This is a genomic window from Polaribacter marinivivus, assembly GCF_042651285.1.
In the GTDB taxonomy this organism is placed as follows: Bacteria; Bacteroidota; Bacteroidia; order Flavobacteriales; family Flavobacteriaceae; genus Polaribacter; species Polaribacter marinivivus.
This window is the reverse complement of the sequence record NZ_JBHSCY010000002.1, coordinates 894,469-918,263: the sequence shown is the minus strand read 5'-3', so window position 1 is coordinate 918,263 and position 23,795 is coordinate 894,469. Positions and strand designations below refer to the sequence as shown.

The following is a 23,795-nucleotide window of genomic DNA, read 5'->3' as shown; positions in this document are numbered from 1 at the left end:
TAGCTTATTTATGTAAAAGAATGAAGTTACTATGTCTTTTAGCTTCTAAAAAATTAAAAATAGAATTATTACTTTCTAAAAACTTAATATTTCTTATATACTTATAACATAATTTAAATACTTCTGAATCTTCATTGATTTTTCCAGAAATAAATAAATTAAAGCTATTTGTATCTAGCTTTAATTGTTCTGCAACAAATAGTACGAAGTATAAGAAATCTTCTTTTGTTTTATAACTAAAAATATTTGAAAATAGCAGTTCTTTACCCTTTAAAACAACAATATCAAAAGATTTATGATCCACATTTATATACATGGTTTTAGAGTCGTTTTCATTGTTTAAATCAATCAATTTATCAATATAAACAGATAAATGATGTCTATATTCAAACTCACCAAAATGCTGAAATAAATAATTATTTATGTTTACATATGGTATATAAACATTGTTTGCCTTAGTGTTTTTTAATGTGTCGTAAGCTATATAGTCTGTTTTTAATGTCTTTATAGAAAAATTAAGATATTGAGATAAATTATTTTCATCAAAATATGCTATAGGGACTAAAGAGTTAAGGTTGTTTCTGTAAATAACATTTACATTTTTAAAGTCTAAATGTAAATTTTTATCATTTTTAAAAACAGGTTTTATTTCTTCTAAAAGCGCTTCAGGAGTTTTTAATTGAGTATCAAAAAGATACTCAGTAAACAATTCGTCTTTTTCATTTTCTAAATTAGAAATACAAAAAGAAAATCCATCCAAACTAAATTGGATGGATAACTTTAAATTGTTGGTATTTTCTATAGAAGTATTACTCTTCTTTTTTAGCACCGTCTTTTCTATCGTATTTTGGAGGCCAGTTACCACCAGTTGTTACTTCTTCTAAAGAACCTACAGAAACATATTCTCCTTTAATTTGATCTGTTTCTATTGCTTCTTTTTCTTGTTTGATAAGAGATTCATCCATACCCTTTAAAATTCCTTCTTTTGGAGTTCTAGCTCTAAATGTAGGAACAACTAAACCTTGTACTTTTTCAACTTCACCAATTTCTATTTCGAACTCAGTATTTGGAACACCAGGTACTTTAAACATATTTTTATAATCTCTGTCTTTAAAGTATTTTAATACAGGTTCGTAACCTATTGTATCTGTAACTCTTTTTTCAACATCGATAATTACACCACCACCTTTATTTTCTTTCTCAACAATGGTTTTAGTTTCTGTTAATGCTAATTGAGCTGTATCAATAAATTTAATTAATCCTTCTTTGTCTTTTGTATATACACCATTAACTTCATAATACTTTACTTGAGCATCTCTAATGATTTTTAAATTCTTAATAACCTTTTCAAATTTAACCACTTTTTGTTTGTTAAAATTGATCGGTTTCATAATTCCATCATAAATTAGATACCCTAAATAAACTGCTAATAAAAGCAATAGAACAGATGGAATCCATCTTAAATTTAAAGGTAAATATTTAACTATAACAAAAGCTACTAGTACTGATGCTAGTACAGCTCCTATAATCATTAGTATTAAACTCATTTTATATTTAGTTTTTTAATAGTATTATCGCAAATCTACAATTTTTTTTCTATCATAAAAATTTTTCTTTATAAAGAAATGTATCTTTGAATGTTTTATAAAATTATGATAAAAGAACCTGTTAATTTTACTAAAGAATTACTTAAAAAATTTGCATTTACACCAACATTAAAACAAGGAGAACTTTTTAATCTTTTAAGTAGTTTTATTTTTAATGATAATAAAGATGCACTGTTTTTACTTAAAGGATATGCAGGAACTGGTAAAACCACTGTAATTGGTTCTTTTGTAAATACTTTATGGAAAGCAAATAAAAAATCTGTTTTACTTGCACCCACAGGAAGAGCTGCTAAAGTAATTTCTGTGTATTCTAAAAAACCTGCTTTTACTATTCATAAAAAAATTTATTTTCCAAAAAAAAACACAAACGGTTCAGTAGATTTTGTTTTGCAAGCTAACAAACATAGAAATACAATTTTTATAGTAGACGAAGCATCTATGATACCAGATGGTAAACAAAATCAACAATTATTTGATTCTAAATCGTTGTTAGATGATTTAATAAATTATGTGAGTTCTGGTCATAATTGTAAATTAATTTTTGTTGGAGACACAGCTCAATTACCTCCTGTAAAACTTAAAGTAAGTCCTGCATTAGATGAAGAAACTTTAAATTATCAATTTAATAAAAAGGTTATTTCTATTGAGTTAGATGAAGTAATGCGTCAACATTTAAATTCAGGAATTTTAATAAATGCAACCTATTTAAGATTAGCAATAGAGAATGAAATTGAAGATTTTAAATTTTCTATAAAATATCCTGATATTAAAAGATTAGAAGATGGTTATGATATAGAAGAGGCATTAGTCTCTGCTTACGATTCAGATGGAGTAGAAGATACTGCTTTTATTGTTCGCTCTAATAAAAGAGCCAATCAATACAATCAACAAATACGATTTAGAATTAGAGGTCAAGAGAATGAAATTTCCACTGGAGATTATGTAATGGTTGTTAAGAATAATTATTATTGGTTGTCAGATTCATCATCTGCAGGTTTTATTGCAAATGGAGATATTTGTGAGGTTTTAAGAATAATTTCTATCAAAGAATTATATGGTTTTCATTTTGCAGAAGTTTCATTAAGAATGATAGATTATCCAGATATGCAGCCTTTTGATACGGTTTTACTTTTAGATACATTAACTAGTGAGAGTCCTTCTTTAACTTACGAAGAATCTAATAAACTTTATGAGGCTATTAAAGAAGATTATGCTCATGAAAAGTCTAAATACAAACAGTATTTAGCTATAAAAAAGAATAAGTATTTTAATGCCTTACAAGTAAAGTTTTCTTATGCTATAACTTGCCATAAATCTCAAGGAGGACAATGGAATACTGTATTTATAGAGCAGCCATATTTACCAGAAGGAGTTTCTATTGCTTATTATAGATGGTTATATACAGCTATAACAAGAGCAAAAGAGATGCTTTATCTAATAGGTTTTAAAGATGATTTTTTCGAAAATTAATTAAGAAGATAGCTAATTTGTATAGAACCATATTTATTACCGTATTTAAATCTTAATCCTCTAGATTTATTAGTATTATAATTAAAAGTATAGCCAAAATTTAATCTTCTTGCTGTAAATTTAATACCAATGGCTATATCAAAAACAAAAGGCACTAATTCTTTTGTAACCACACTATTATCGTTTAAAAAACTACCTTGTAAAGTGGCATCATAAAAAGCATATCTAAACATGGGTTGTATAAAAAAGTAAGATTCTACCTGTCTTACAGTATCTGTAGTATCATTATTTAAATTTGTGCCAAAACTCATTGAATTCAACATGTTGGTTAAAGGTATAAAACCAAATCTAGCCAAAAAACCTGAAGAAATATTTGTGTATACAGTTCCAATTTTTCCTTTATTAATCCAAGTTAAGTCAAAACCGTCTGTTTTATTTTTTGTAATAAAATGAAGATATTCTGCATTAAAATTTAAACCAATAGCATTTGCTATTTGATATTTCCATCCAGTAACATTATTAAAACCATAAAAATTATGCACAAAATCTTGTACCTCTTCACCAAAAGCATTAGGTCCTATCATACCAACTTGAAAAGTTGTATTAAATATTCTTTTGTTCTTATAAATTCTGTTTACACCAAAGCTGGCATATAAATATGCTGCAAAAGGTCTATCATGTTCAGAAATTTTTTCAACTGTAGATTTATTTGGGTTATACATTTCATGCCCCAGTTCCCATTCAAAAATCCTTTTTTCTAATTTTTCAGATTTCTTATCTGTCAGGTATCTATAATTTAAGAAAAAACCATTTGTATAATATCTGTCTCTATTTGTAGAAACATAAAGGTCATTTTCAGTAATAAGTTTAATTTCTTTAGAGAATTTTTCTTGTGAAAAAATAAATGATGAAATGAAGAATATTAGTAAGAAAAAAAAATGTTTCATTACAAACAAATATAATCAAGAAATTTCAAACGATAATTTTAGATACTCTTAAAAAAATCTTTAAATTTAAGCTTTTAAACAAAGTGGATGGATCCAAAAAATAACATTACAGAAGAGGAGTTCTATAAATTAAAAAACAATAATCAATTATTAAATTTATTAAAGAATAAACACGGTCATTATCAAAAAGTAAACGAAACACTTTCTTACATTAATGAATTACGTTTATTGCAAATAGAGTTAGTAAAACTTCAACATCATATAGCAAAAGAACAAAAGCGAGTAGCTATAATTTTTGAAGGTAGAGATGCTGCTGGTAAAGGTGGGAATATTAGAAGGTTCATGGAACATTTAAACCCTAGATCTAGTAGGTTAGTAGCTTTAAATAAACCTACAGAAGTAGAAAAAGGTCAGTGGTATTTTCAAAGATATATTAAAGAGCTACCAAATCCTGGAGAAATTGTTTTTTTTGATAGAAGTTGGTATAATAGAGCTGTTGTGGAACCTGTTATGGGTTTTTGTTCAGAGAAACAATATAAAGAATTCTTAGTTCAAGTTCCTGAGTTTGAACATATGATGTATGAAGATGGAGTAATTATTATAAAGTTTTGGTTGTCTATTACTAAGGATGAGCAACTAAAGCGATTTGAAAGCAGAAGAGATAATCCGTTAAAAAGATGGAAATTTAGTCCAGTAGATAAACAAGGTCAAATTCTTTGGGATAAATACACACATTATAAATCTGAAATGTTCTCGAAAACACATACTACTTATAGTCCTTGGATGATTATAAAAACTAATGATAAAAAAGTAGCAAGGTTAGAAGCAATGCGTTATGTTTTATCTCAATTTTATTATGATGGTAAATCTGAGGCAGGTACAATACTAAACCCAGATCCAAATGTAGTAATGCGTTATTATAGGTCTAATGTTCATCAAATAGATTAAAAAAAATGGCAAGAAAGTTAACACCATCAGATATAAAACAGTTAAACACCAAAAAAGGGCTTGTAGCTTTAATAGATAAAGAACCTTTAAGTGTAGAAAAAGCCTTACGTTACATAAAGTATGAAAAGAACTTAAAAAAATTACAAGTTGAGCTAATTCGTTTACAAACATGGGCTATCAAAAATGAAGAACGAATTATTATAGTATTTCAAGGTAGAGATGCTGCAGGTAAAGGAGGTGCAATAAGAAGGATTACTGAAAGGATAAATCCAAGACATATGAGAATTGTTGCTTTACCTAAACCAACAAAAGATGAACAATCTCAATGGTATTTTCAACGCTATGTAGAACAGTTTCCAAAAGCTGGGGAAATGGTTTTATTTGATAGGAGTTGGTATAATAGAGCAGTAGTTGAGCCTGTAAATGGTTTTTGTACTCAGGAAGAATATGAGATTTTTATGAACCAGGTAAATGATTTTGAAAGAATGATTTTAGAATCTGGTATTCATTTGGTAAAAATTTATATGTCAATTTCTAAAAAAGAACAAGCTAAACGTTTTGCAGAAATTAAAGGAGATCCTTTAAAACAATGGAAGATGACAAAATTAGATGAAAGAGCTCAAGCTTTATGGGATCAATATACAGAGTATAAAAACGCTATGTTCGAGAAAACCAATACAGAAATTTCTCCTTGGAAAATTATTAGAGCAAATAGAAAAACTGAGGCTAGGATTAATGTTATTAATCATATTTTAAAAAGTATTCCTTATGATAAAACTTTGGAAATATAATTTTTTTTGGTCAAGGCTAATATTATCTACCCCTAAATGATAACAAAGCAAATTAAAATACTTTTTTTATTATTATTAGTTTTTCAATCTACTTTTGCACAACAAAACGCACCTGTTGCAAATAATGACAATAATTCTACTTTTGTTAATACTACTTTAAATGAAAATGCACCTGGAGTTTTAAGTAATGATACAGATGTTGATGGTGATCCATTAATTGTTACTCAGTTTATGGTAAATGGTATCACATTTAATGCAGGAGATACAGCAACAATAGCACAAGGAACAATTTCTATTTTTTCAGATGGAAGTTACATTTTTACTCCTAACACAAACTTTGTAGGTAATGTAGATGTAATCAATTATACAATATCTGATGGCGCTTTAACAAGTTCAGCGAATTTAACTATAAATGTAATTTATCCTCCAACTGCTCCAGAAGCCAATGATGATAATAGAACAATATTTGTAAATAACACTTTAGCTGAAGCAGTACCAGGAGTTTTAGGTAACGACTCAGATTTAAATGGAGATACATTAGTTGTTACGCAATTTACGATTAATGGTGTTGTTTTTATTGCAGGAGAAACTGCAACTACTCCACAAGGAACAATTTCTATTTTAGCAAATGGTAGTTTTACATTTTCACCAAACTCAAATTTTGTAGGTAATGTAGATGTAATCAATTATACAATTTCTGATGGCGCTTTAACAAGTTCAGCAAATTTAACTATAAATGTGATTCATCCTCCAACTGCTCCAGAAGCCAATGATGATTATGATACAGCAGATATTAATACTACTTTAAATGTTGCTGCTCCAGGAATTTTTATAAATGATTCAGATATTAATGGCGATACATTAAATGTTACAGAATTTACAATAGGTGGCGTAACTTATAATGCAGGCCAAACAGTAAATTTAACAGCAGGTAGTTTTACATTAAATCAAGATGGTAGTTATGTTTTAGTGCCATCAGCAAATTTTACAGGAGAATTACCTACTATTTTGTATACCATATCTGATGGAGTATTTACAGCTTCTGCAAATTTATTTATATCAGTAGAACCTACACAAGATTTATTAGAAATTACTTCTTTTAGCAGTTGTAATCAAGGATTTACTTCTGATGGAGAATATAAAATAAGATATACAGCAATATTTAGAAATAGAAGTAATGCCAAAGATTATCATGAGCCAAGCATGATTAGAAATATTGATATTACTAATAATTTACAAGCAACTTTTGGTAATGGTTGTGTAGTTGAAGTTGATGAAATTAGTGTCTTTAATAATGGTTTTACAAGAGACTTTATTAATGGTGGTGGATTACCAAGGGAATTTGGAAATAACGAAATAAACGATAGTTTTAGAAATGTAACATCAAACTCAATATTAAATGATAATGCAATAAATAATTTAACATTATATCCAAGACAAATACTTAATGTTACTTATTGTGTTACAGTACGTCCTTTTTGTGATGGTAGACCAAATCCAACGCCTTCTGGTTCAGGAATAGATTTTAATAATACCATAAATGTAACCACAAATAGAGGTAGTGCAACAGAAAGTTTATTGCTCACAGATTTTCATACTACAGAAGCAGTAGTAACAGCAGGTTTATTTGTTCCAGAATTTAATAATGATTCTCAAGATCCACCAGGAGTTGTAAATCCAGATGGTACTTACGATTACAACAATAGAGTTATTATAACTAACGAAGGCTCAGCTTCTGCTAATAATGTAAATTTTAATATGGGTTTAGGAAGTTTTTTAGATAATGGAGTTGTTTTTGACGAAATTAGAATAACTCAAGTTTCTGGACCTCCTGTAACAATTAACCAAGCTTATAATGGTGATACAGAAACTAATTTATTAGCACCAAACAATTCGTTAGCAGCAGGTGAAAAAATTATTTTAGAATTGTACTATTTAATTCAACCTTTTAATTCTCAAAACTATAGTTTCTTTTTTCAAATTAGTAGATCTCAAACCCAAGGTATACTTGATAATTTCGATGAAACAATACCAAGAAATACCAGAAGACATTCTTTTGTGACTTGGTCAGATAATTTAGGGAATCATTTAGATAGATATTATAGGTCTGCAAGTGCTACACAATCTGTTTCTTCTAGTTTACAATGTGCTTGTACTACAACAGGTATGCGTTTTTTATATAATTCATCCTCATCAGTTGAAAAAATTATAGCTAATGTAGATAAAATTCCAAATGGAATAATAGAATATGATGAGCTCACTTTTCAAATTACGATAAGAAATACTAGTGAATCTGTTGACTTACGTAATTTACAATTAGAAGATAATTTAAATTCTATTTGTAGTGGTAATGTGGTTTCTGTTAGTTCTCCAACTATAGTTAGTTCTACAGCTAAAACCAATCCTAATTTAAATTCAAATTTTAATGGTATAACAGATATTAATATTTTTGATGGTACAAGTGGTATTTTAGGCGCTGATGAAATAATAACAATAGAGTTTTCTGTAATTTTAAGTGAAGATTGCCTTGGTGATAATACTACAACATTTACTTCAAGAGAACCCTTTAATATAATAAGTTCTTCAGCTTCTGTAACAGTAAGTGCTTTTACAGATTCAGATGGAGATGGTATTATAAATAGTATAGATTTAGATGATGATAATGATACTATTTTAGATATTACAGAAACAAATGGATTAGATCCTTTAGCAGATGATGATACAGATTTATTACCAAATTATAGAGATACAGATTTTGGTATAGATGCTAATGGAGATGGTATTGTAGATATTTTTGATTTTGATAATGATGGTGTACCAAATCATTTAGATTTAGATAGTGACAATGATGGTATTTTAGATATTGTAGAAGCTGGTAATGCATCTGTTGATACTAATAATAATGGTAGAACTAATACAGAAGTAGGAGCTAATGGTCTAGATAATTCTTTAGAAACTAATGATACTGCAACAACAAATATTACTTTTACATTACCTAATACAGATGCAAATGGTAATCTAGATTATGTAGATATAGATTCAGATGATGATGGTATTGTAGATAATATAGAAGCTCAATTAACAGCAAGTTATATTGCTCCAAATTTAATTTATACAGAAGCTGGTATAGACACAGCTTATCCAAATGGAATAACCTTAGTTGATACAGATAATGATTTAATTTTTGATTATTTAGATATTAATTCAGATAATGATATTAGAAACGACGTTATTGAAGCTTGGGATATAAATGCAGATGGAACTTCAGAAACTGTTTTTTCTAATATAGATGCAGATAATGATGGCTTAGATGATGCTTTTGACAACAACATAAACTTAGTTAATCCAACAAATAATCAAACTCCATTAAGTTTCCCAAATGAAGATAATCCTGATAACCCAGAAAGAGATTGGAGAGAAATAATAGCAATTGTTATTTTAGTTGATAATGTATCAGAAACAGAAGGAAATGATTTCATATTTAATTTATCTCTAGTTACAAAAAGAGACAATTCAATTCCTGCTCAAAGTGCATCTCCAATAAATATTGATTTTACTACAACAAATGGTACAACAACTGCTGCCACTTATCAAATAGCAACTTCACCTTTTGATTTTACTGGTTTTTCAAGTGTAAACTTTACCATTCCTGCTTTTACTGACACTAGTACTTTTACAGTTACTTCTTTAGAAGATACTATTTTTGAAATAGATGAGTTATTTACTTTAACAGGTAATATTACTTCAAATAATACTATAAATACTGAAATTATTGGTGTTGGAACTATTTTAGATAATGATGTAGCTCCATCTATCACAATGAATAATGCAAGAGCAGATGAAGGGGTTGATTTAACATATACTATTTCTATTTCTCATCCTTCATCTAGACCAATTGAAATACAAATTACAACTTCTGATGTTGAAGCTAGAGATATTCTAGATTATATTGGGGTATCAGAAATTATTACCATTACAGAAACAGTAGATCCAACCAATGCAAATACAGAAGCTTCTTTTGCTATAACAACACTTTTAGATAATTTAAATGAACCAGATGAAGAGCTTTTGAATATTATTGGTAGTGTTGTGCCAACATCAATTGTAGATACACAAGATTTAACTAAAACAGGTACTATTGTAGATGTAGATCCAAATCCTTTAATCGAAATTTCTAGTCATAAAGTAGAAGAGGGGCAAGATATTACATTCACAATAAGCCTTTTAAATGCTAATAATGAGTTGATGCAGAATTATGCACCAATCAACATTGTTTTAGAAACTATAGATAATACAACTACAGCAAATCAAGATTACCAAGCTTTTTCAATTTTAACTGAAATACCAGAACTAACATCAACTATAACAAGATTAGTTACAACTGTTGATGATAAATTAAATGAAAAAACAGAGTCTTTTAATTTACAGATTACAGTAAACTTAGCTAATGTTGCTAATTCTGTTATGCCTTTTGGAGTTGGAACTTTAGTTGATAATGATTATCCAAATTTATTTTCACCTAATAATGATGGTAGAAGTGATGTATTTGAAATCTCTGGAGTTGTTGAAGAGTATCCTAACTTTAAGTTGCAGATATTTAATCGTTTAGGAGATGAGGTTTATCAATACAGTAATAATGGAAACCAAAACCCTGTTTGGTGGGATGGAACCTACAATGGAAAAAGTGCACCTGTTGGAGTATACTACTATATTTTAGATTATAATGATGGTACTAGAAAACCTAAAAATGGATTTGTTCAGTTAATAAGATGATAAAAATCCCTAAAAATAAATGTATTTTATTAAATCTTAAACAAGGTTGGTTTTTACTATTGTTTTTGGTAATCTCTAATGTATATACCCAACAATTACCAAACTACACCCAGTATTTATATAATATGCAGGTTATTAACCCTGCTTTTGCTGGTTACAGAGCAGATTTAAGTATTTCTGCCTTATCTAGAGATCAATGGGTTGGTGTGCCAGGAGCTCCTACTACAAGAACATTTTCTGTAAACGCAAGAACCAGCAGAGGACTAGGTTTAGGGGCTACATTTGTAAGTGATAAGCTTGGATTGTCTGAAACTACAAATATTAATTTTGATGCATCATATACATTAATAACATCTAGATATAGTAGATTAGCATTCGGATTAAAAGGTGGGTACACTTTTTTTTCTAATAATTTAGCTGATGGATTAACTCCTGATAATGATGTTTATGCGTCAACTACTGGTAAATTTCTAAATATTGGTTTTGGAGCATTGTTTTATAATCAAAAATTTTATGTTGGGGTATCATTACCATATCTATTAGAAACTCCACAATTTTATATTCAAGATAATTATAATAGAGGAAGTTTAGCTACGCATCAAAATGTATTTTTATCTGCGGGTTATTTATATGAAATATCAGAGAATTTTATGTTTAAACCAACAACTATGATTAGATATACTACAAATGCTCCAATATCTGTAGATATTAATGCAAATGTTTTATATAAAGAAAGTATAGAGGCTGGTTTGTCTTATCGTTTTAACAACTCAGTAAGTGCTTTATTTACTTTAATTTTAAATAAAAAATACAGAATTGGGTATGCTTATGACTACAAAATAAATAATGCTATTGGTAATTTTAATTCTCATGAATTTATACTTCACGTAGACTTTAGTATTTTAAGAAATACAAGATGGTTAAGACACAATAAATGTTATTTCTAACTATTTATTTAGAAAAGTTTTAAGATAACATCTTCTTTACGTTTGCAAAAATAAAATGTACTTCTCCTGCAATTTGTCTATTAGTTTGTAAATAAACATCTTCTTGATTAGCACTACCATCAGAATGCTTTGGGTCTACAAATGGTAAATGAAATCTAAAAGTTGCTGTTGGGATAAATGGACAATTTTGATCTGCACTATCACAAGTTGTTATAACCATATAAGGTTCTAAATTTACAGTGTCATTATACAATTTAGAAAATCCTAAAATGCTATCATTTGTTCCAGAAAAAGAGATTCTATATTTTGGGTTTTGATGAGAAAAATCTTCTAATTGAAAAGTGAAACCAACTTTTTGTAATGTTTTAACTGTATTTCTAAAGAAAGCAGTAACTTCTGTACCACCAGAAAAAGATTTAATATTTAAACCAAAATAATGAGCAGCATAAAATCCCCAAACTTGACCTAATTGACTTCTTCTAGAATTATGTGTACAAATAAAATTAAGATGAACAACCTCATTTAAAGAATACTCTTTAGCAATAGTTTCTGCAATTCTCAATAAAAGTTCTTTTCTACTGCTACTTAAGTTTACTTTTTTTAAAGAGTTTTCAAAAAAATCTTTAGTAGAAATTGTTTGAGTTTTAATCATCTTTATAAATTTGTTGCAAATTAAGTGATAACTATTATCTTATAAATTAAAATAAAGTTAAGAATGCGTTTAGAAATTGGTAACAAAGTAGCAGTGTTAGATGATGTTTTAAAAGGGGTTGTTACAGATGTTTCTGATAATCAAGTAATCATAGAAACAGAAGATGGTATGAAATTTTCATTTCTTGCTACAGAACTTGTAAGAATTGATAAAGATCAACATGAACTTTCTAAGTTTTCTGATATTAATAATCCTTTATTAAAGGAAAAAACAAAATTAAATAGCTCTAAAAAAAGTCTATTTAAAAAAGATAAAAATGAAGTTGTTTTAGAGGTAGATTTACATATAAATCAACTAACAAATTCAACAAGAGGTTTAGATAATTATGATATGTTAAATCTACAATTAGATACTGCTAAACGTAAAGTTGAATTTGCGATCAACAAAAGAATATCTAAAATTGTCTTTATACATGGAGTAGGAGAAGGCGTTTTAAAATCTGAGTTATTAAGATTATTAAACAAGTATCCTGTAAAATATTATGATGCTTCTTATAAAAAATATGGTTTAGGTGCTACAGAAGTATATGTTTTTCAGAATAGCAATTAGTTGTACTTTTGTAAGATGAAATTGGTCTATTTAGATAACGCAGCAACTACCAAAATCGATGATGAGGTTATAGAATTTATGTATAATTCTATGAAAGAAAATTTCGGTAATCCTTCTTCTACTCATCAATTTGGTAGATTAGCTAAAGCTGAAGTAGAAACTGCAAGAAAAAATATTGCTAAACATTTTAAAGTTTCTGCTAGCGAAATCATTTTTACTGCAGGTGGTACAGAAGCAGATAATTTAATTTTACAAAATGCAGTTACCAATTTAGGTGTTCAAAGAATAATTACTTCTAAAATAGAGCATCATGCAGTTTTACATACTGTAGAATTTCTAAAAAATGAGTACAGTATTAATGTTGATTATGTTGCTGTTAATCATAAAGGTCAAGTTGATTTATCTCATTTAGAGGAATTATTATCTAATTCTGAAGCTAAAACTTTGGTAAGTTTAATGCATATTAATAATGAAATAGGTACTATTTTACCTTTAAATGATGTCAGTTCTTTATGTAAAAAATATGATGCCTTATTTCATTCAGATACTGTACAGACAATAGGTCATTATAAATTAGATTTAAAAGAAACTCCTGTTGATTTTATCACAGCAAGTGCACATAAATTTCATGGTCCAAAAGGAGTGGGTTTTGCTTATTTTAAAAAAGGATTTGGCATAAAACCGATGTTGCATGGTGGAGATCAAGAAAAAGGCGCAAGGTCTAGTACAGAAAATGTACAAAGTGTTTTAGGTATGGATAAAGCTTTACAAATTGCTTATTCTAACTTAGAAAAAGATAAAGAACAAATACAAAAATTTAAAAATTATTTTATAAGGGGTTTAAAAAGTATAGAAGAACATATTTCATTTAATGGTACTTCTGAAGAAATAAATGAAAGTACCTATACTATTTTAAATGTTCAATTCCCTTTTACAAATGATTTCTTCTTATTTAATTTAGATATGGCTGGTATTGCAGTTTCTGGAGGTTCTGCTTGTCAAAGTGGAAGTAATAAAGGTTCACATGTATTAGAAGAAATTTTAAATGAAACAGAGGTAAATAATACCTCTGTTCGATTTTCATTTTCAAAATTTACAACTAAAAAAGAATTAGAATATACTTTAAAAAAAATAAAAGAGCTACTGTAAAGTAGCTCTTTTAAATTAAAAAAAAATCGAAATTAAAATCCTGTTCCAGGATCTTCAGGACTTTGTGCCTGGGCTTTTTTAGGATTTAAAATCATATAAGTACCTAGTGCAGTTAAAGCTGCATACTTTCCGTAATTACCTATTTTCTTAATAGCTTCTTTACGAGTCATATCTTGAGTTGTATCTTGAGTTGTATCTTGAGTTTTTTTATTTGTTTTCATGATATAAGATTTAAGCTATTAATTATTCTAAAATTATTTTTTTACTAATCTTACCTTTTTCAGTTACTAACTGAACTATGTAAACACCAGTATTTAAATTTGGTAATGAAACATCAGAAACCCCTTTAGAAGTAAATGAACTGTCTAACACTTTTTTACCTAAAATATTATAAATTTTAATAGATGCTTTATCACTATTAATACCATTAACTCTTAATGTATTATTATTTATTGTATACATGCCAACACCTGTCAGAGCAACTTCTTCAGTACTTAATGCAGAACTTCTAGTGTGTAAGAAAAAACGACCAGTACCATTTAAAGCAGTATTTAAAGTAACTTTATAGTTGCTGTTAGCTTCATCTAATCTTGTAACATTATTAGCTTCTCTATCTTCTAAATACACTTTTATTCCAGAAGGTAAATTTAATGCTTCAGCAGTAAAAGTAATTTCTTTGCCACTTGCAGCAATAACACCTACAGGGATTACCATAGATTCAAAATCTTGGTTTGGTAAAGATTGTATACCTAAACGTTTTCCATCACTATTTGCAACTGCTTCAGTGTAAATTGTAAAAACGTGATTAACTCCACCAAAAATTGAACTATCATAACCATTGTCAAAACCTTTTGTTTTTCCATCTATGTAGTAAATATCGGCATCTCTATTCATTGTACCATCAGTCAACATTAATTTAACTTCTGGTCTTGTTGAAGCTGATTTTTGGAAACTATCAGATGATTGATGCGATTGCATTGCTTCTGTAAAATCAAAAAATGTATCACCAGAACCACTTTTACCTTTAATAAAAAATCCTTGTCCAGGAGCTATATGAAATGCTCCTGAAACTTGATTTACTTGATCATAAGAATCAGTTCCCTGATTCCAAAGCCAAATAGTAGCTTCAGCTAGTTCATCTTGTCCAGAAGCAGTGTTTACAGTCAATAAATTATTAGTCCCATCAGCGTTACTATTTGCTGCTATATAAGAAGTATAAGGGTTGCCAAATAAATTAAAATCTGAAGTAGTATCAAGAATTAGTTTTGCTACAGAAGAACTCTGAAAAGTCCCAGTAAAAACTAAGTTACCAGGTGCATCTTTCTTCACAGCATAACCTGCACCTGATTCTAAGGTGCTACTATAATTATAAGTCCAACCATCAGAGTATGTACCTATAGCATTTGCAGAACCATTATTAGAAATTCCAGAAGAATTTGTTAGGAAATCTGTAGCATCTTCCCCAACAACTGGAGATGATATTAAGTACCAATTAGCAGTTGCTAAATTTCTGGTATATGTTATATTACCAGAAGAGGTACCATTTACAATTAAAGAAGAGCCAGAGTTTACTGTAAAAGAAGTTCCATTATTTACAAGATTATTAGTGATGGTTAAAGACTTACCAGCATCTATAATTACAATACCACCAGCATCAACAGTTAAAGAAGATAACGTTGTGTTTTCTGATATTTGTAAAGTACCATTAGCACCAACAGTAACAGCACTACTTGCTAAACTGCCTTCAAGAATTAATGTTCCATTATTAATATTAGTTGCGCCTGAATATGTATTACTTGATTTATAGTTTAAAGTAATGTTTGTATTTTCTTTAGTAACTCCTCCAGTTCCACTAATTATACCATTTATGGTAATAGTAGTAGCAGATGCTGTTGAGCCATTTATATCAATCCACCCTTGATTGTTAATCGCTCCTCCAAAAGTTAATCCACCTGTATTATCAATTACAAAAGTTAAAGGATCTGCTGCATCTGGGTCTCCATTTATGTTGTTGTTAATAATATGTGTAGCTGTTGATTGATTTATAATTTGAGGATCACTACCACCAAAATCAAAAAAACTTATTTGATTACCAGTAAATGTATGTGCATCAGATGCTCCAGATTTGAATAAAAATCTCCAAGTACTAATATCTGCACTATTAACTTGAGCAGGTAAATGATTATTATCCCATTCTTGTTGACCAAAAACAATTGGAGATGGGTCAGGAAAATTCCACCAGTTTACAGAATTTTGCCAAGAATTATCTCCAGTTCCTGAATCAGATCTCCAAGTCTGATAAGTTTGCGCTTGAATAGCAACTCCTAAGAGCAAACTACACAACAATAAAAAATAATTTTTCTTCATGTTTTCAATTTTTTAAAAGATTAGTTAATAATTAATTTTTGGGTTTTTATGGTATTAGAGCTGTCTTTGGTTCTAATAAAATAAATTCCCTTTTTTAAATCGTTAACCATAAAGGTATTGGAGGAGATACTCTCTTGGGCATACGCTTTAACTTGTTTCCCTGTTACATCAAATACCCTTACAGAAACTACCTCTTTAGCTAAAGAAAATGATGTGCTTGCTGGGTTTGGGTATAGGGTTGAAATATCTTGTTTTATATTAAAATCGTCATTAGACAATGTAGCTGCTTGGTTACCAAAAATTCTAAACTCACCTGCAGGTATAAATATTTGTTCTGTTGTGCTTGTTACGTTAATAGACGTATCATCCATTAAATTATACCATTGACCTGTATATGGAAAGTCTGGAGTAATATTTTGACCTGTAACATTAAAGTTTGCTAAAATAACAACATTCTTTAACTGTGTATTAGGTAAATTGTTATCAAAAATATAGAGTCTAACATTTTGAGAATTCCCTTCTAAGGCAAAATCTCCTTCAAAAACATCTTCTTGTGTTTTTAATGCTATAAGTTTAGACCAAGTGTCATAAACATTTTTTCTATCTGCATTTTGCAACCAATTTTCTGACCATTGAGGTTGAGGTTTTGTTGCTAATTTACAATCACCATCTATATTATCTGTGTTTGTATTAACAGAGCCATCTCCACAAGTCCAAATAGAATCATCCATACCTAATGAAGCAAAATGCCAAACCATTTTAGGTCCAGGTATTGTTAAACTTATAGAAGCCATTGATGCCATTCTTTTTAATGCAACTTCTAAATTACGAACATTATGAGAAGAGACACTGTTATTACCATAAGTAACAGCCTCATACATCACTCTATCTTCATCATGACTTTCTGGATACATCATTAATCTTGGAGCAGAAAAACCTCTAGCTTTATGGCTAGCTCTAGCAATGTTTGTAGAGAAGCCTTGAACTAAGTCTGAATATTCAGCTGTCATTTTACCCCACATCATAATTCCTTTTCCTTCACCTAACCTGTAGTTTGCCCATTGTTGTTCTTCATTATCTTGACCCAAATGCTCAAATATTACATAATGATCATTATCAATACTCCAAGAGTAATCTGCATATTCTTTCAGTACATCAACTCTATCTTGTTGATAGCTATCTGTACAACCAGCAATTGAACCAGAACCACAATTTTGAGTGAATCCTTTTGTTAAATCCCATCTAAATCCATCAATTTTATACTCTTCAATCCAATGTCTAACTACTTGTTTTGTATAATCTTTGGTGTAAGAACTTTGATGGTTAAAATCATTAAAAACACTATAATCATGTTGTGCAGTTGTATTAAAATATGGATTATCTGCTGCAGGACCACCCCAACCATCTCCATCAGGATCATCCATCCACATTCTTACAAGTGGGTTTCTTCCTGTTGCATGGTTTAATGCAATATCTAAGATTACTGCAATACCATTTTGATGACATAAATCTACAAGTTCTTTAAACTTGTCTTGTGTACCATAAAATTTATCTAATGCATAATGAAAAGAAGTATTATAACCCCAAGTTTCATTACCATCAAACTCCATGATAGGCATTAATTGAATGGCATTGATGTTTAGATTCTTAAAATAATCAATTCTATCAATTATATCTTGATAATTTCTATCAGCATCAAAGTCTCTAACTAAAACTTCATAAACAACTAAATCTTCTTTTTTAGGTTTTTGAAAGTTAGTTACTGTCCAATTGTAAGGTGTTTTTCCTGTTTGTAAAACTGTTACTTCACGTTCTTGTCCATCAGGATAAGATGGTATATTTGGATAACTTGTTGAAGGGATTCCAGAATCATCAAAAGGAGATAAAACCAAAGCAGAAAAAGGATCTGCAGTTTTTACTAAACTTGGTGAACCAGAAGTTGGTGTTGTATCAAATACCCAATATTGATAAGTTTCGATTTGACCACTAGTTAAACCAGTTAATTCAATCCAAAATTTTCCAGAAGTTGGATCTTGTTTCATTACATGATTAGAAGTAGGAGAGTAGTTGTTAAAACTACCAGCTACTTGTATAAATTCTTTGTTAGGTGCAGTTAAAACTAAAATAGCTTTTGTAGCATCATTTGTATAATTAATTCCATCTTTAAGTCCAGTAGGAATTGCTTCTTGCGAAACTGTTGGAGCTACAACAACATTAAATTTTATTTCACCACTTTGTGCTTGGTTTGGAGAAGGAGGGTTACCTACAATCTTAACCTCGCCACTTTCTGTGATATTGTTTATTGTAAAGTTACAATTTGGAAAACCACAATTGGCTGTACCTTGAGATACGTTATTATAAAATACTTCTATTTGACCTTGAACAGTCGTTGTTCCTTGAAAACTAATAGTTGTACTAGTAACTAAATTATCTCCAGAATTTATAACAACTAAGTCTTCTGTTGGTGCCAATAAATTTAGTTGAACAGCACCAATAGGAAAAATAAAGTCAGCACAACCATTGTCTTTAAATTCTTGAGATCCATCTTCGTTTCTAAATACCATACCAATTTGTGCAGCATTATCAATTTCAGTTTGGGTTAAAGAAAAATAAGATTGTGGAGTTATAGTGATACTAAAAGTACCATCATTATTATTTGTCATTTCACCTATTCCATCATCTTGACCCCAATTACCAACTACATCATAAGCAAAAGCATTGTTTTTATCACCTATACCAGCATGCATATATACTTTTGTTGGATTGTTAAATCCATTACAATTTGTTGCAGTACTAGTAATGTCGACTGTAAATGTTACAGGCTGGTTCATTTCAATTGCACTTACATCTATAGTAACTTGGCTGTAAGTAGAAATAGTAAAAAATAAAAAAAATAAAAAGTAAATTTTTTTCATAAGCATTTGTAAAAAAAAGGCTATGCATTAAGCATAGCCTTTTTATTATTAATTAATTTAAAGTTATTGTTTTAGCATTAGTGTTTATAGTGATAGTATATGTACCAGTTGTACCTAAAAATCTAAAATTATTATCACCATCTAAAGCATCCTCAAAATTAGCATCTATTGTATATCCTTCGTTAACATAGAAAGGGAAGTTTTGTCCAGAACCCCAATCATCTCTTATTGTGAAGAATCTAAATGCTTCATTATTAGTTAATGTAATTTGCCCAGAATATTCACCTGCACCATTACAAGGAATTTGAGTTGGATTAGCCCAATCCCAGCCACCTGGAGTTGCAGCACCTACAGCCCAAAGTTGTTCATTATCACATAAAGAAATTTTAGCTCCTAATGTAATAGTTTTATTTACTGTGTCTACAGTTAATCCATATTCTCCTGGAGTTCCAGTGAATTCAAAGTTATTATCACCATCCATAGCATCAATTAAATCTGAATCGATTGTATAACCATCATTTGCATAAAATGGAAAGTTTCTACCTGAACCCCAATCATCTCTAATTGTAAAGAATCTGAAAGCACCATTTGTTAAGTTAATATTACCTTCATAAACTCCTGTTCCTGTACAAGTAACTTTTGCAGGATTTGCCCAATCCCAACCAGTTCCTACAACACCAGCTCCAACTAACCATAGTTGATCAAAATTACAGTTTGGTCCTACTACTGGTGGCCCTAATGTAATTGTTTCAGCATCCATATCAATTTCAATAAAATACTCTCCAGGAGTACCTGTAAATCTAAAGTTAGAATCTCCATCAAGAGCATTTTCTAGATTTGAATCAATTGTAAATCCTCTATCTTGATACCATGGATAATTTTGACCAGAACCCCAATCATCTTTTACTGTAAAAAATCTGAATGCATCATTTTGTAATTTAATATTTCCAGAATATTTTTTTCCTTGTAACACTAATTCTACTGGTGTAGCCCAATCCCATCCAGCATCTACTGCACCTGCACCAACTACGTATAGTATTGGAGCTAAAGCAACGTCATAAGGTGTTATTGAAATTGTAGTAGCATCAGAAGTTCTTACTAAATCACCAGAACCATTATTAACAGTAGCAATTACTCTTAAGTCAAAGCTACCTGAATCACCAGGGTTTATTCCTGCAGTTAATACAAAATCATTAGCGGCACCATGTGTTACATCTATTGAGTTACTAGTAGTTGTACCAAGTGAATATACTTGAGCAAAACTTGTACCTGCTAAAGCCATTTGAACCTCGTAGTTTATTGTAGCTGTATTATTAGCTCCAACTTCAGGATCATTAAATTCAATAGTCATAGCAACAGCTTCTGGATCTACATCAGATAGTGTAGCACTAAAAGTATTGTCTGGACTAGTTATTTCAGGAACTGCAACTGCATAAGTTGTTATTTGAAATAAAATAGGATTACTTTTTTGAGAACCATTATCTACTCTAAAGTAAACAGCTACTTGTTCATAAGAAGTTATTCCTAATGATTTTAGAACATCATTAAATTGCATTACAGTCATAGAAAAGTTGTTCTTATCTGTACTTCCTAAAACTACAGGGTTAGTAAAATCTACATCTGTAGACATTTCTACTGTAAAGTTAGTACTATTAGAAACTTCATCTTTCCAAGTAATAGTAAATGCTGGATTATCTGGAGTAGCAAAATTTAGGAAAATGTTACTTATACCAGGTGTTTCAAGCACAAACTCAGCATCTGGAGTTGTAATTGTTAAGCTTTCTTCTGTTTCACAAGCACCTAAAAGTAGTGTTAATGATAAAAATAAAAAGCCTATTTTTTTTATAAAATTTTTCATTTGTTTAATATTTTAGGTTGCTATTATAAGTTTAATGGAATTAATATATAGCGACCAGTTAAGTCGTTAAACCATACATCATAATCATCTTCAACAACTACAGGTATAGATCCACCACCATCTGTAGCTACACCAGAGAAAGAAGTTGTACTTCCCCACATTGCACCAGCTCCAGTTGCAAATTGTACATCACCAGGAGTTAATCTTACACTTTTTGCATACCAAATATGACCATCAAAAGCTAATGGTGTCATAGCTACATTTGCAGTACTAGAACCTTGTAAAGTTAATGATGCAGGGCTTGTACTAGATATTGTATAGGGATCGAATGTAAAAGTATTAGTAGCTAAATCTAACTTAAAAGTATAATAGCCTTCAGGAACTCCATTTCCTCCTCCATATGGGAAACGTTCTGGGTCTGAACCACTACCTAAATTTGCACCAACTGTAGCACCATCATCAGTACCATATTGTGGTTGCCATAATCCTAAAGTAGAAAGCACTTTAAAGTGTCCTCCACCTGCAAATCTTCCTGTATAATAATATACATTTGAATCTGAAGCATCTCTAAATAAAGCAGGGTTGTTATTGTTGTTATCCCAACCTGGAGCAGTAGCATCACCAACTAAGTAAAAATCATTAAAAGTATAATTAAAGTATGGATAAACATTTACTTGAATAACATTTGACATTACTTTTTCTGAAGTTTGAGAACCTAAAGAAGAAACCACTCTAATATAAACTGGTTTTAGTTCAAAAGGATTTAAACCTGCATTACCTGCAGCAGTATTAACTTCTGCCATTGAAAGAGTTACTGTTGTTATTCCAGTAACATTAGCAGCTACTGCTGGTGCAGTAAATACATCATCACTTGAAAATTCAACAGCATAATTTATAGAAGATTGAATTCCATAATCAGCAGCAGCCCAATTTAATGTAACTGCTGGGTTGTTCGTATTTACAGGATCTAAAGTTAAATCTGTAAAATTTAAATCTGCTAATTGCGCTGCATTAGGAGAATTTGATATCGTAAATAATTCAGAATCATCATCACAAGAATTGAACGTAAATACGAAAAGTCCAATTAATAGTAAAGCTGAAAATCTTTTTATATTTTTCATCATTTTAAAATTGTTTTTTTATTAGTACCCTGTGTTTTGGCTAAGGTTAGGATTAGATGCTAAACTTGCAGCAGGTATAGGGTAAAGTTTACGACTTGCAGGTATTGCAATTCCGTTTGTACCATTACCTTTCCAAGCCCAGTTGTATGAACCACCTGTAAATCTTCCAAAACGTATTAAGTCTTGTCTTCTATGAGCTTCCCAATGTAATTCTCTAGCTCTTTCGTCGATAATAAAATCTAGAGTTAAATCTGTGATAGTTAAATTATTTTGAGGATTATTAGCTCTATCTCTTAACGCATTCACATAATTAACTGCTAATACAGGATCTGCACCAGCACCACCTCTTAAATGAGCTTCTACATACATTAAGTACACATCTGCTAATCTAAATAAAGGAAAATCTGTATCTACAAATGTTTGGTCTACTCCAAAACCTCCTGTAGAAGTCGCATTAGAATATTTTTCTAAAATATATCCTTGGTCTCTATCAGAAATATCTGTAATTTCTATATCTCTACCAGCAGAGATTATTGTGTTTCTACTATCATTGTTAAATATAGAAGCATCAAATAACTGAACAAATTGCTTTCTTAATCTTAAAGCGCCTCCCCAGCCACCAGCACCAACTCCTAAAGCAGCACCATTAGCTTCAATACTTCCAACAGAACCATTAATCATAACAGTTGTTGGTCCGAAGTTTTGTGTAAATACACCATCTGATATTAATGGGAAAATAATTTCGTTTTTAGCAGAGTTTGTATTGTTGTCTGCCATAAAATTATGCTTATATTCAGTAGCTAAAGTGTAACCACCATTGATGATTTTTTTACAATAATCTATACATTCTGTATACTTACCTTGGCCAATATAAACTTCTGCATTAAGATATATTTTTGCTAAAATCATCCAAGCTACTCCTTTATCAGCTCTACCATGTTCATTTGTTAATGGATCTGCTAAATCACCTTCAATTGCCTTTAATTCAGACTCAACAAAATCAAATAATTGTTGTCTATTATAAGCTTGAGGTTGAGCATTTATAGCATCATCTTCTGTTGTAAAGTTTGCTTGCCCAAATAAATCCATCATATAATAATAAGACATTGCTCTTAATAAACGAGCTTCAGCTCTATATCTTACGATTTCATTTTTAGTAGCTTGAGATACATTTCTCTCTGTTAACTTTGCATCTGTAGTTTCTCTTAAAAAGTTATTAGCAAAAGCTATAGTAACATGAGTTCTACCAAACATCCCTAAAATAATTGGGTCGTCTGCATTCCAAATATTACGTTGAATTTCACGAGTTCCTGGGTCGTTTTCATAAGACCAAATCATTTGATCTGCAGAAAGTGTTTGTAGGTATAATAAAACTCTACCAAACTGACTTGTACCTGCATCTAAACCATCGATATTTGATGATCCTGCACCATCTACACCAGTTAAAGATAAGTTTGCATAAACACCTGCTAATAACCTTTTATATGCAGTTTCGTTTGCAAAGAAATCTTCACCTAATAAATCTTGATCATCTTTTGGTGTGATGTCTAAATCTTTTGTACAAGATGATAGAGCAACAACCATAACCAAAATTAGGACAGCTATTTTTTCTATTTTAAATATTTTTTTCATCATTAATTC

At 29.8% G+C, this 23,795-nt stretch carries 17 protein-coding genes; 7 read left to right on the top strand and 10 right to left on the bottom strand.

The features are described 5' to 3' along the window. Positions 1-4: 4 nt before the first annotated feature. Positions 5-760: a DUF3822 family protein gene (locus tag ACFOWD_RS12185; RefSeq protein WP_377410921.1), complete on the bottom strand. Its 756-nt coding sequence runs from the start codon at positions 758-760 to the stop codon at positions 5-7. 49 nt (positions 761-809) lie between these two features. Continuing rightward, positions 810-1,547, bottom strand: a complete 738-nt coding sequence (locus ACFOWD_RS12180) for a hypothetical protein (protein WP_298994464.1) — start codon at positions 1,545-1,547, stop codon at positions 810-812. Between the two features lie 105 nt (positions 1,548-1,652). Between ACFOWD_RS12180 and ACFOWD_RS12175 the strand changes: the two genes are divergently transcribed. Beyond that, positions 1,653-3,077 carry an ATP-dependent DNA helicase gene (locus tag ACFOWD_RS12175; RefSeq protein WP_377410919.1) on the top strand — a complete coding sequence of 475 codons (1,425 nt, stop codon included), beginning with the start codon at positions 1,653-1,655 and terminating at the stop codon, positions 3,075-3,077. Here the strand turns inward: ACFOWD_RS12175 and ACFOWD_RS12170 are convergent. Next, positions 3,074-4,024: a lipid A deacylase LpxR family protein gene (locus tag ACFOWD_RS12170; RefSeq protein WP_377410917.1), complete on the bottom strand. Its 951-nt coding sequence runs from the start codon at positions 4,022-4,024 to the stop codon at positions 3,074-3,076. The two genes, ACFOWD_RS12175 and ACFOWD_RS12170, sit on opposite strands and share 4 nt — an antisense overlap. Before the next feature lie 87 nt (positions 4,025-4,111). Between ACFOWD_RS12170 and ppk2 (ACFOWD_RS12165) the strand changes: the two genes are divergently transcribed. From ppk2 (ACFOWD_RS12165) to ACFOWD_RS12150, 4 genes are read left to right on the top strand one after another with little or no spacing between them, the layout of a single operon-like run. Continuing rightward, positions 4,112-4,972, top strand: a complete 861-nt coding sequence (gene ppk2, locus ACFOWD_RS12165; protein ID WP_298994470.1) for a polyphosphate kinase 2 — start codon at positions 4,112-4,114, stop codon at positions 4,970-4,972. 5 nt (positions 4,973-4,977) lie between these two features. Continuing rightward, positions 4,978-5,763 (top strand): polyphosphate kinase 2, encoded by a 786-nt coding sequence (ppk2, locus tag ACFOWD_RS12160; protein WP_377410915.1) that lies wholly within the window; start codon positions 4,978-4,980, stop codon positions 5,761-5,763. Between the two features lie 36 nt (positions 5,764-5,799). Further along, positions 5,800-10,536 (top strand): Ig-like domain-containing protein, encoded by a 4,737-nt coding sequence (locus tag ACFOWD_RS12155; protein WP_377410913.1) that lies wholly within the window; start codon positions 5,800-5,802, stop codon positions 10,534-10,536. After that, entirely contained in the window at positions 10,533-11,483 is a 951-nt protein-coding gene (locus ACFOWD_RS12150; protein WP_377410911.1) for a PorP/SprF family type IX secretion system membrane protein, read from the top strand. The genes ACFOWD_RS12155 and ACFOWD_RS12150 overlap by 4 nt, the downstream gene beginning before the upstream one ends. A gap of 19 nt (positions 11,484-11,502) precedes the next feature. Here the strand turns inward: ACFOWD_RS12150 and ACFOWD_RS12145 are convergent, their stop codons facing one another. Continuing rightward, on the bottom strand, positions 11,503-12,135 hold the full coding sequence (locus tag ACFOWD_RS12145) for a hypothetical protein (protein WP_377410909.1): 633 nt from the start codon (positions 12,133-12,135) through the stop codon (positions 11,503-11,505). Positions 12,136-12,198: 63 nt separating this feature from the next. On the opposite strand from ACFOWD_RS12145, the gene ACFOWD_RS12140 reads away from it, so the two are divergent. Beyond that, on the top strand, positions 12,199-12,744 hold the full coding sequence (locus tag ACFOWD_RS12140; RefSeq protein WP_377410907.1) for a Smr/MutS family protein: 546 nt from the start codon (positions 12,199-12,201) through the stop codon (positions 12,742-12,744). Between the two features lie 15 nt (positions 12,745-12,759). Next, positions 12,760-13,893: a cysteine desulfurase family protein gene (locus ACFOWD_RS12135; protein WP_377410905.1), complete on the top strand. Its 1,134-nt coding sequence runs from the start codon at positions 12,760-12,762 to the stop codon at positions 13,891-13,893. Positions 13,894-13,925: 32 nt separating this feature from the next. On the opposite strand, the gene ACFOWD_RS12130 is transcribed toward ACFOWD_RS12135, so the two are convergent. The 6 genes from ACFOWD_RS12130 to ACFOWD_RS12105 are packed head-to-tail and all read right to left on the bottom strand — an operon-like array spanning position 13,926 to position 23,789. Continuing rightward, complete coding sequence (locus ACFOWD_RS12130) at positions 13,926-14,114, bottom strand: hypothetical protein (protein ID WP_377410903.1); 189 nt, start codon at positions 14,112-14,114, stop codon at positions 13,926-13,928. Positions 14,115-14,136: 22 nt separating this feature from the next. Continuing rightward, complete coding sequence (locus tag ACFOWD_RS12125; RefSeq protein WP_377410901.1) at positions 14,137-16,260, bottom strand: T9SS type A sorting domain-containing protein; 2,124 nt, start codon at positions 16,258-16,260, stop codon at positions 14,137-14,139. A gap of 20 nt (positions 16,261-16,280) precedes the next feature. Next, positions 16,281-19,175 (bottom strand): alpha-amylase family glycosyl hydrolase, encoded by a 2,895-nt coding sequence (locus tag ACFOWD_RS12120; protein ID WP_377410899.1) that lies wholly within the window; start codon positions 19,173-19,175, stop codon positions 16,281-16,283. Positions 19,176-19,227: 52 nt separating this feature from the next. Next, positions 19,228-21,033 carry a SusE domain-containing protein gene (locus tag ACFOWD_RS12115; RefSeq protein ID WP_377410897.1) on the bottom strand — a complete coding sequence of 602 codons (1,806 nt, stop codon included), beginning with the start codon at positions 21,031-21,033 and terminating at the stop codon, positions 19,228-19,230. A 23-nt stretch (positions 21,034-21,056) separates the two neighbouring features. Next, a complete protein-coding gene (locus tag ACFOWD_RS12110; protein ID WP_377410895.1) occupies positions 21,057-22,157 on the bottom strand; it encodes a SusE domain-containing protein in 1,101 nt (366 codons plus the stop codon). A gap of 18 nt (positions 22,158-22,175) precedes the next feature. Then, positions 22,176-23,789 (bottom strand): RagB/SusD family nutrient uptake outer membrane protein, encoded by a 1,614-nt coding sequence (locus ACFOWD_RS12105; protein ID WP_367181395.1) that lies wholly within the window; start codon positions 23,787-23,789, stop codon positions 22,176-22,178. Between the last annotated feature and the right edge of the window lie 6 nt (positions 23,790-23,795).

Coding starts and splice junctions, on each gene's coding strand:
- ppk2 (WP_377410915.1), top strand. CDS start 4,978: ATGGCAAGAAAGTTAACACCATCAGATATAAAACAGTTAAACACCAAA.
- ACFOWD_RS12150 (WP_377410911.1), top strand. CDS start 10,533: ATGATAAAAATCCCTAAAAATAAATGTATTTTATTAAATCTTAAACAA.
- ACFOWD_RS12130 (WP_377410903.1), bottom strand. CDS start 14,114: ATGAAAACAAATAAAAAAACTCAAGATACAACTCAAGATACAACTCAA.
- ACFOWD_RS12145 (WP_377410909.1), bottom strand. CDS start 12,135: ATGATTAAAACTCAAACAATTTCTACTAAAGATTTTTTTGAAAACTCT.
- ACFOWD_RS12170 (WP_377410917.1), bottom strand. CDS start 4,024: ATGAAACATTTTTTTTTCTTACTAATATTCTTCATTTCATCATTTATT.
- ACFOWD_RS12140 (WP_377410907.1), top strand. CDS start 12,199: ATGCGTTTAGAAATTGGTAACAAAGTAGCAGTGTTAGATGATGTTTTA.
- ACFOWD_RS12175 (WP_377410919.1), top strand. CDS start 1,653: ATGATAAAAGAACCTGTTAATTTTACTAAAGAATTACTTAAAAAATTT.
- ACFOWD_RS12125 (WP_377410901.1), bottom strand. CDS start 16,260: ATGAAGAAAAATTATTTTTTATTGTTGTGTAGTTTGCTCTTAGGAGTT.
- ACFOWD_RS12155 (WP_377410913.1), top strand. CDS start 5,800: ATGATAACAAAGCAAATTAAAATACTTTTTTTATTATTATTAGTTTTT.
- ppk2 (WP_298994470.1), top strand. CDS start 4,112: ATGGATCCAAAAAATAACATTACAGAAGAGGAGTTCTATAAATTAAAA.
- ACFOWD_RS12180 (WP_298994464.1), bottom strand. CDS start 1,547: ATGAGTTTAATACTAATGATTATAGGAGCTGTACTAGCATCAGTACTA.
- ACFOWD_RS12120 (WP_377410899.1), bottom strand. CDS start 19,175: ATGAAAAAAATTTACTTTTTATTTTTTTTATTTTTTACTATTTCTACT.
- ACFOWD_RS12135 (WP_377410905.1), top strand. CDS start 12,760: ATGAAATTGGTCTATTTAGATAACGCAGCAACTACCAAAATCGATGAT.
- ACFOWD_RS12115 (WP_377410897.1), bottom strand. CDS start 21,033: ATGAAAAATTTTATAAAAAAAATAGGCTTTTTATTTTTATCATTAACA.
- ACFOWD_RS12105 (WP_367181395.1), bottom strand. CDS start 23,789: ATGATGAAAAAAATATTTAAAATAGAAAAAATAGCTGTCCTAATTTTG.
- ACFOWD_RS12110 (WP_377410895.1), bottom strand. CDS start 22,157: ATGATGAAAAATATAAAAAGATTTTCAGCTTTACTATTAATTGGACTT.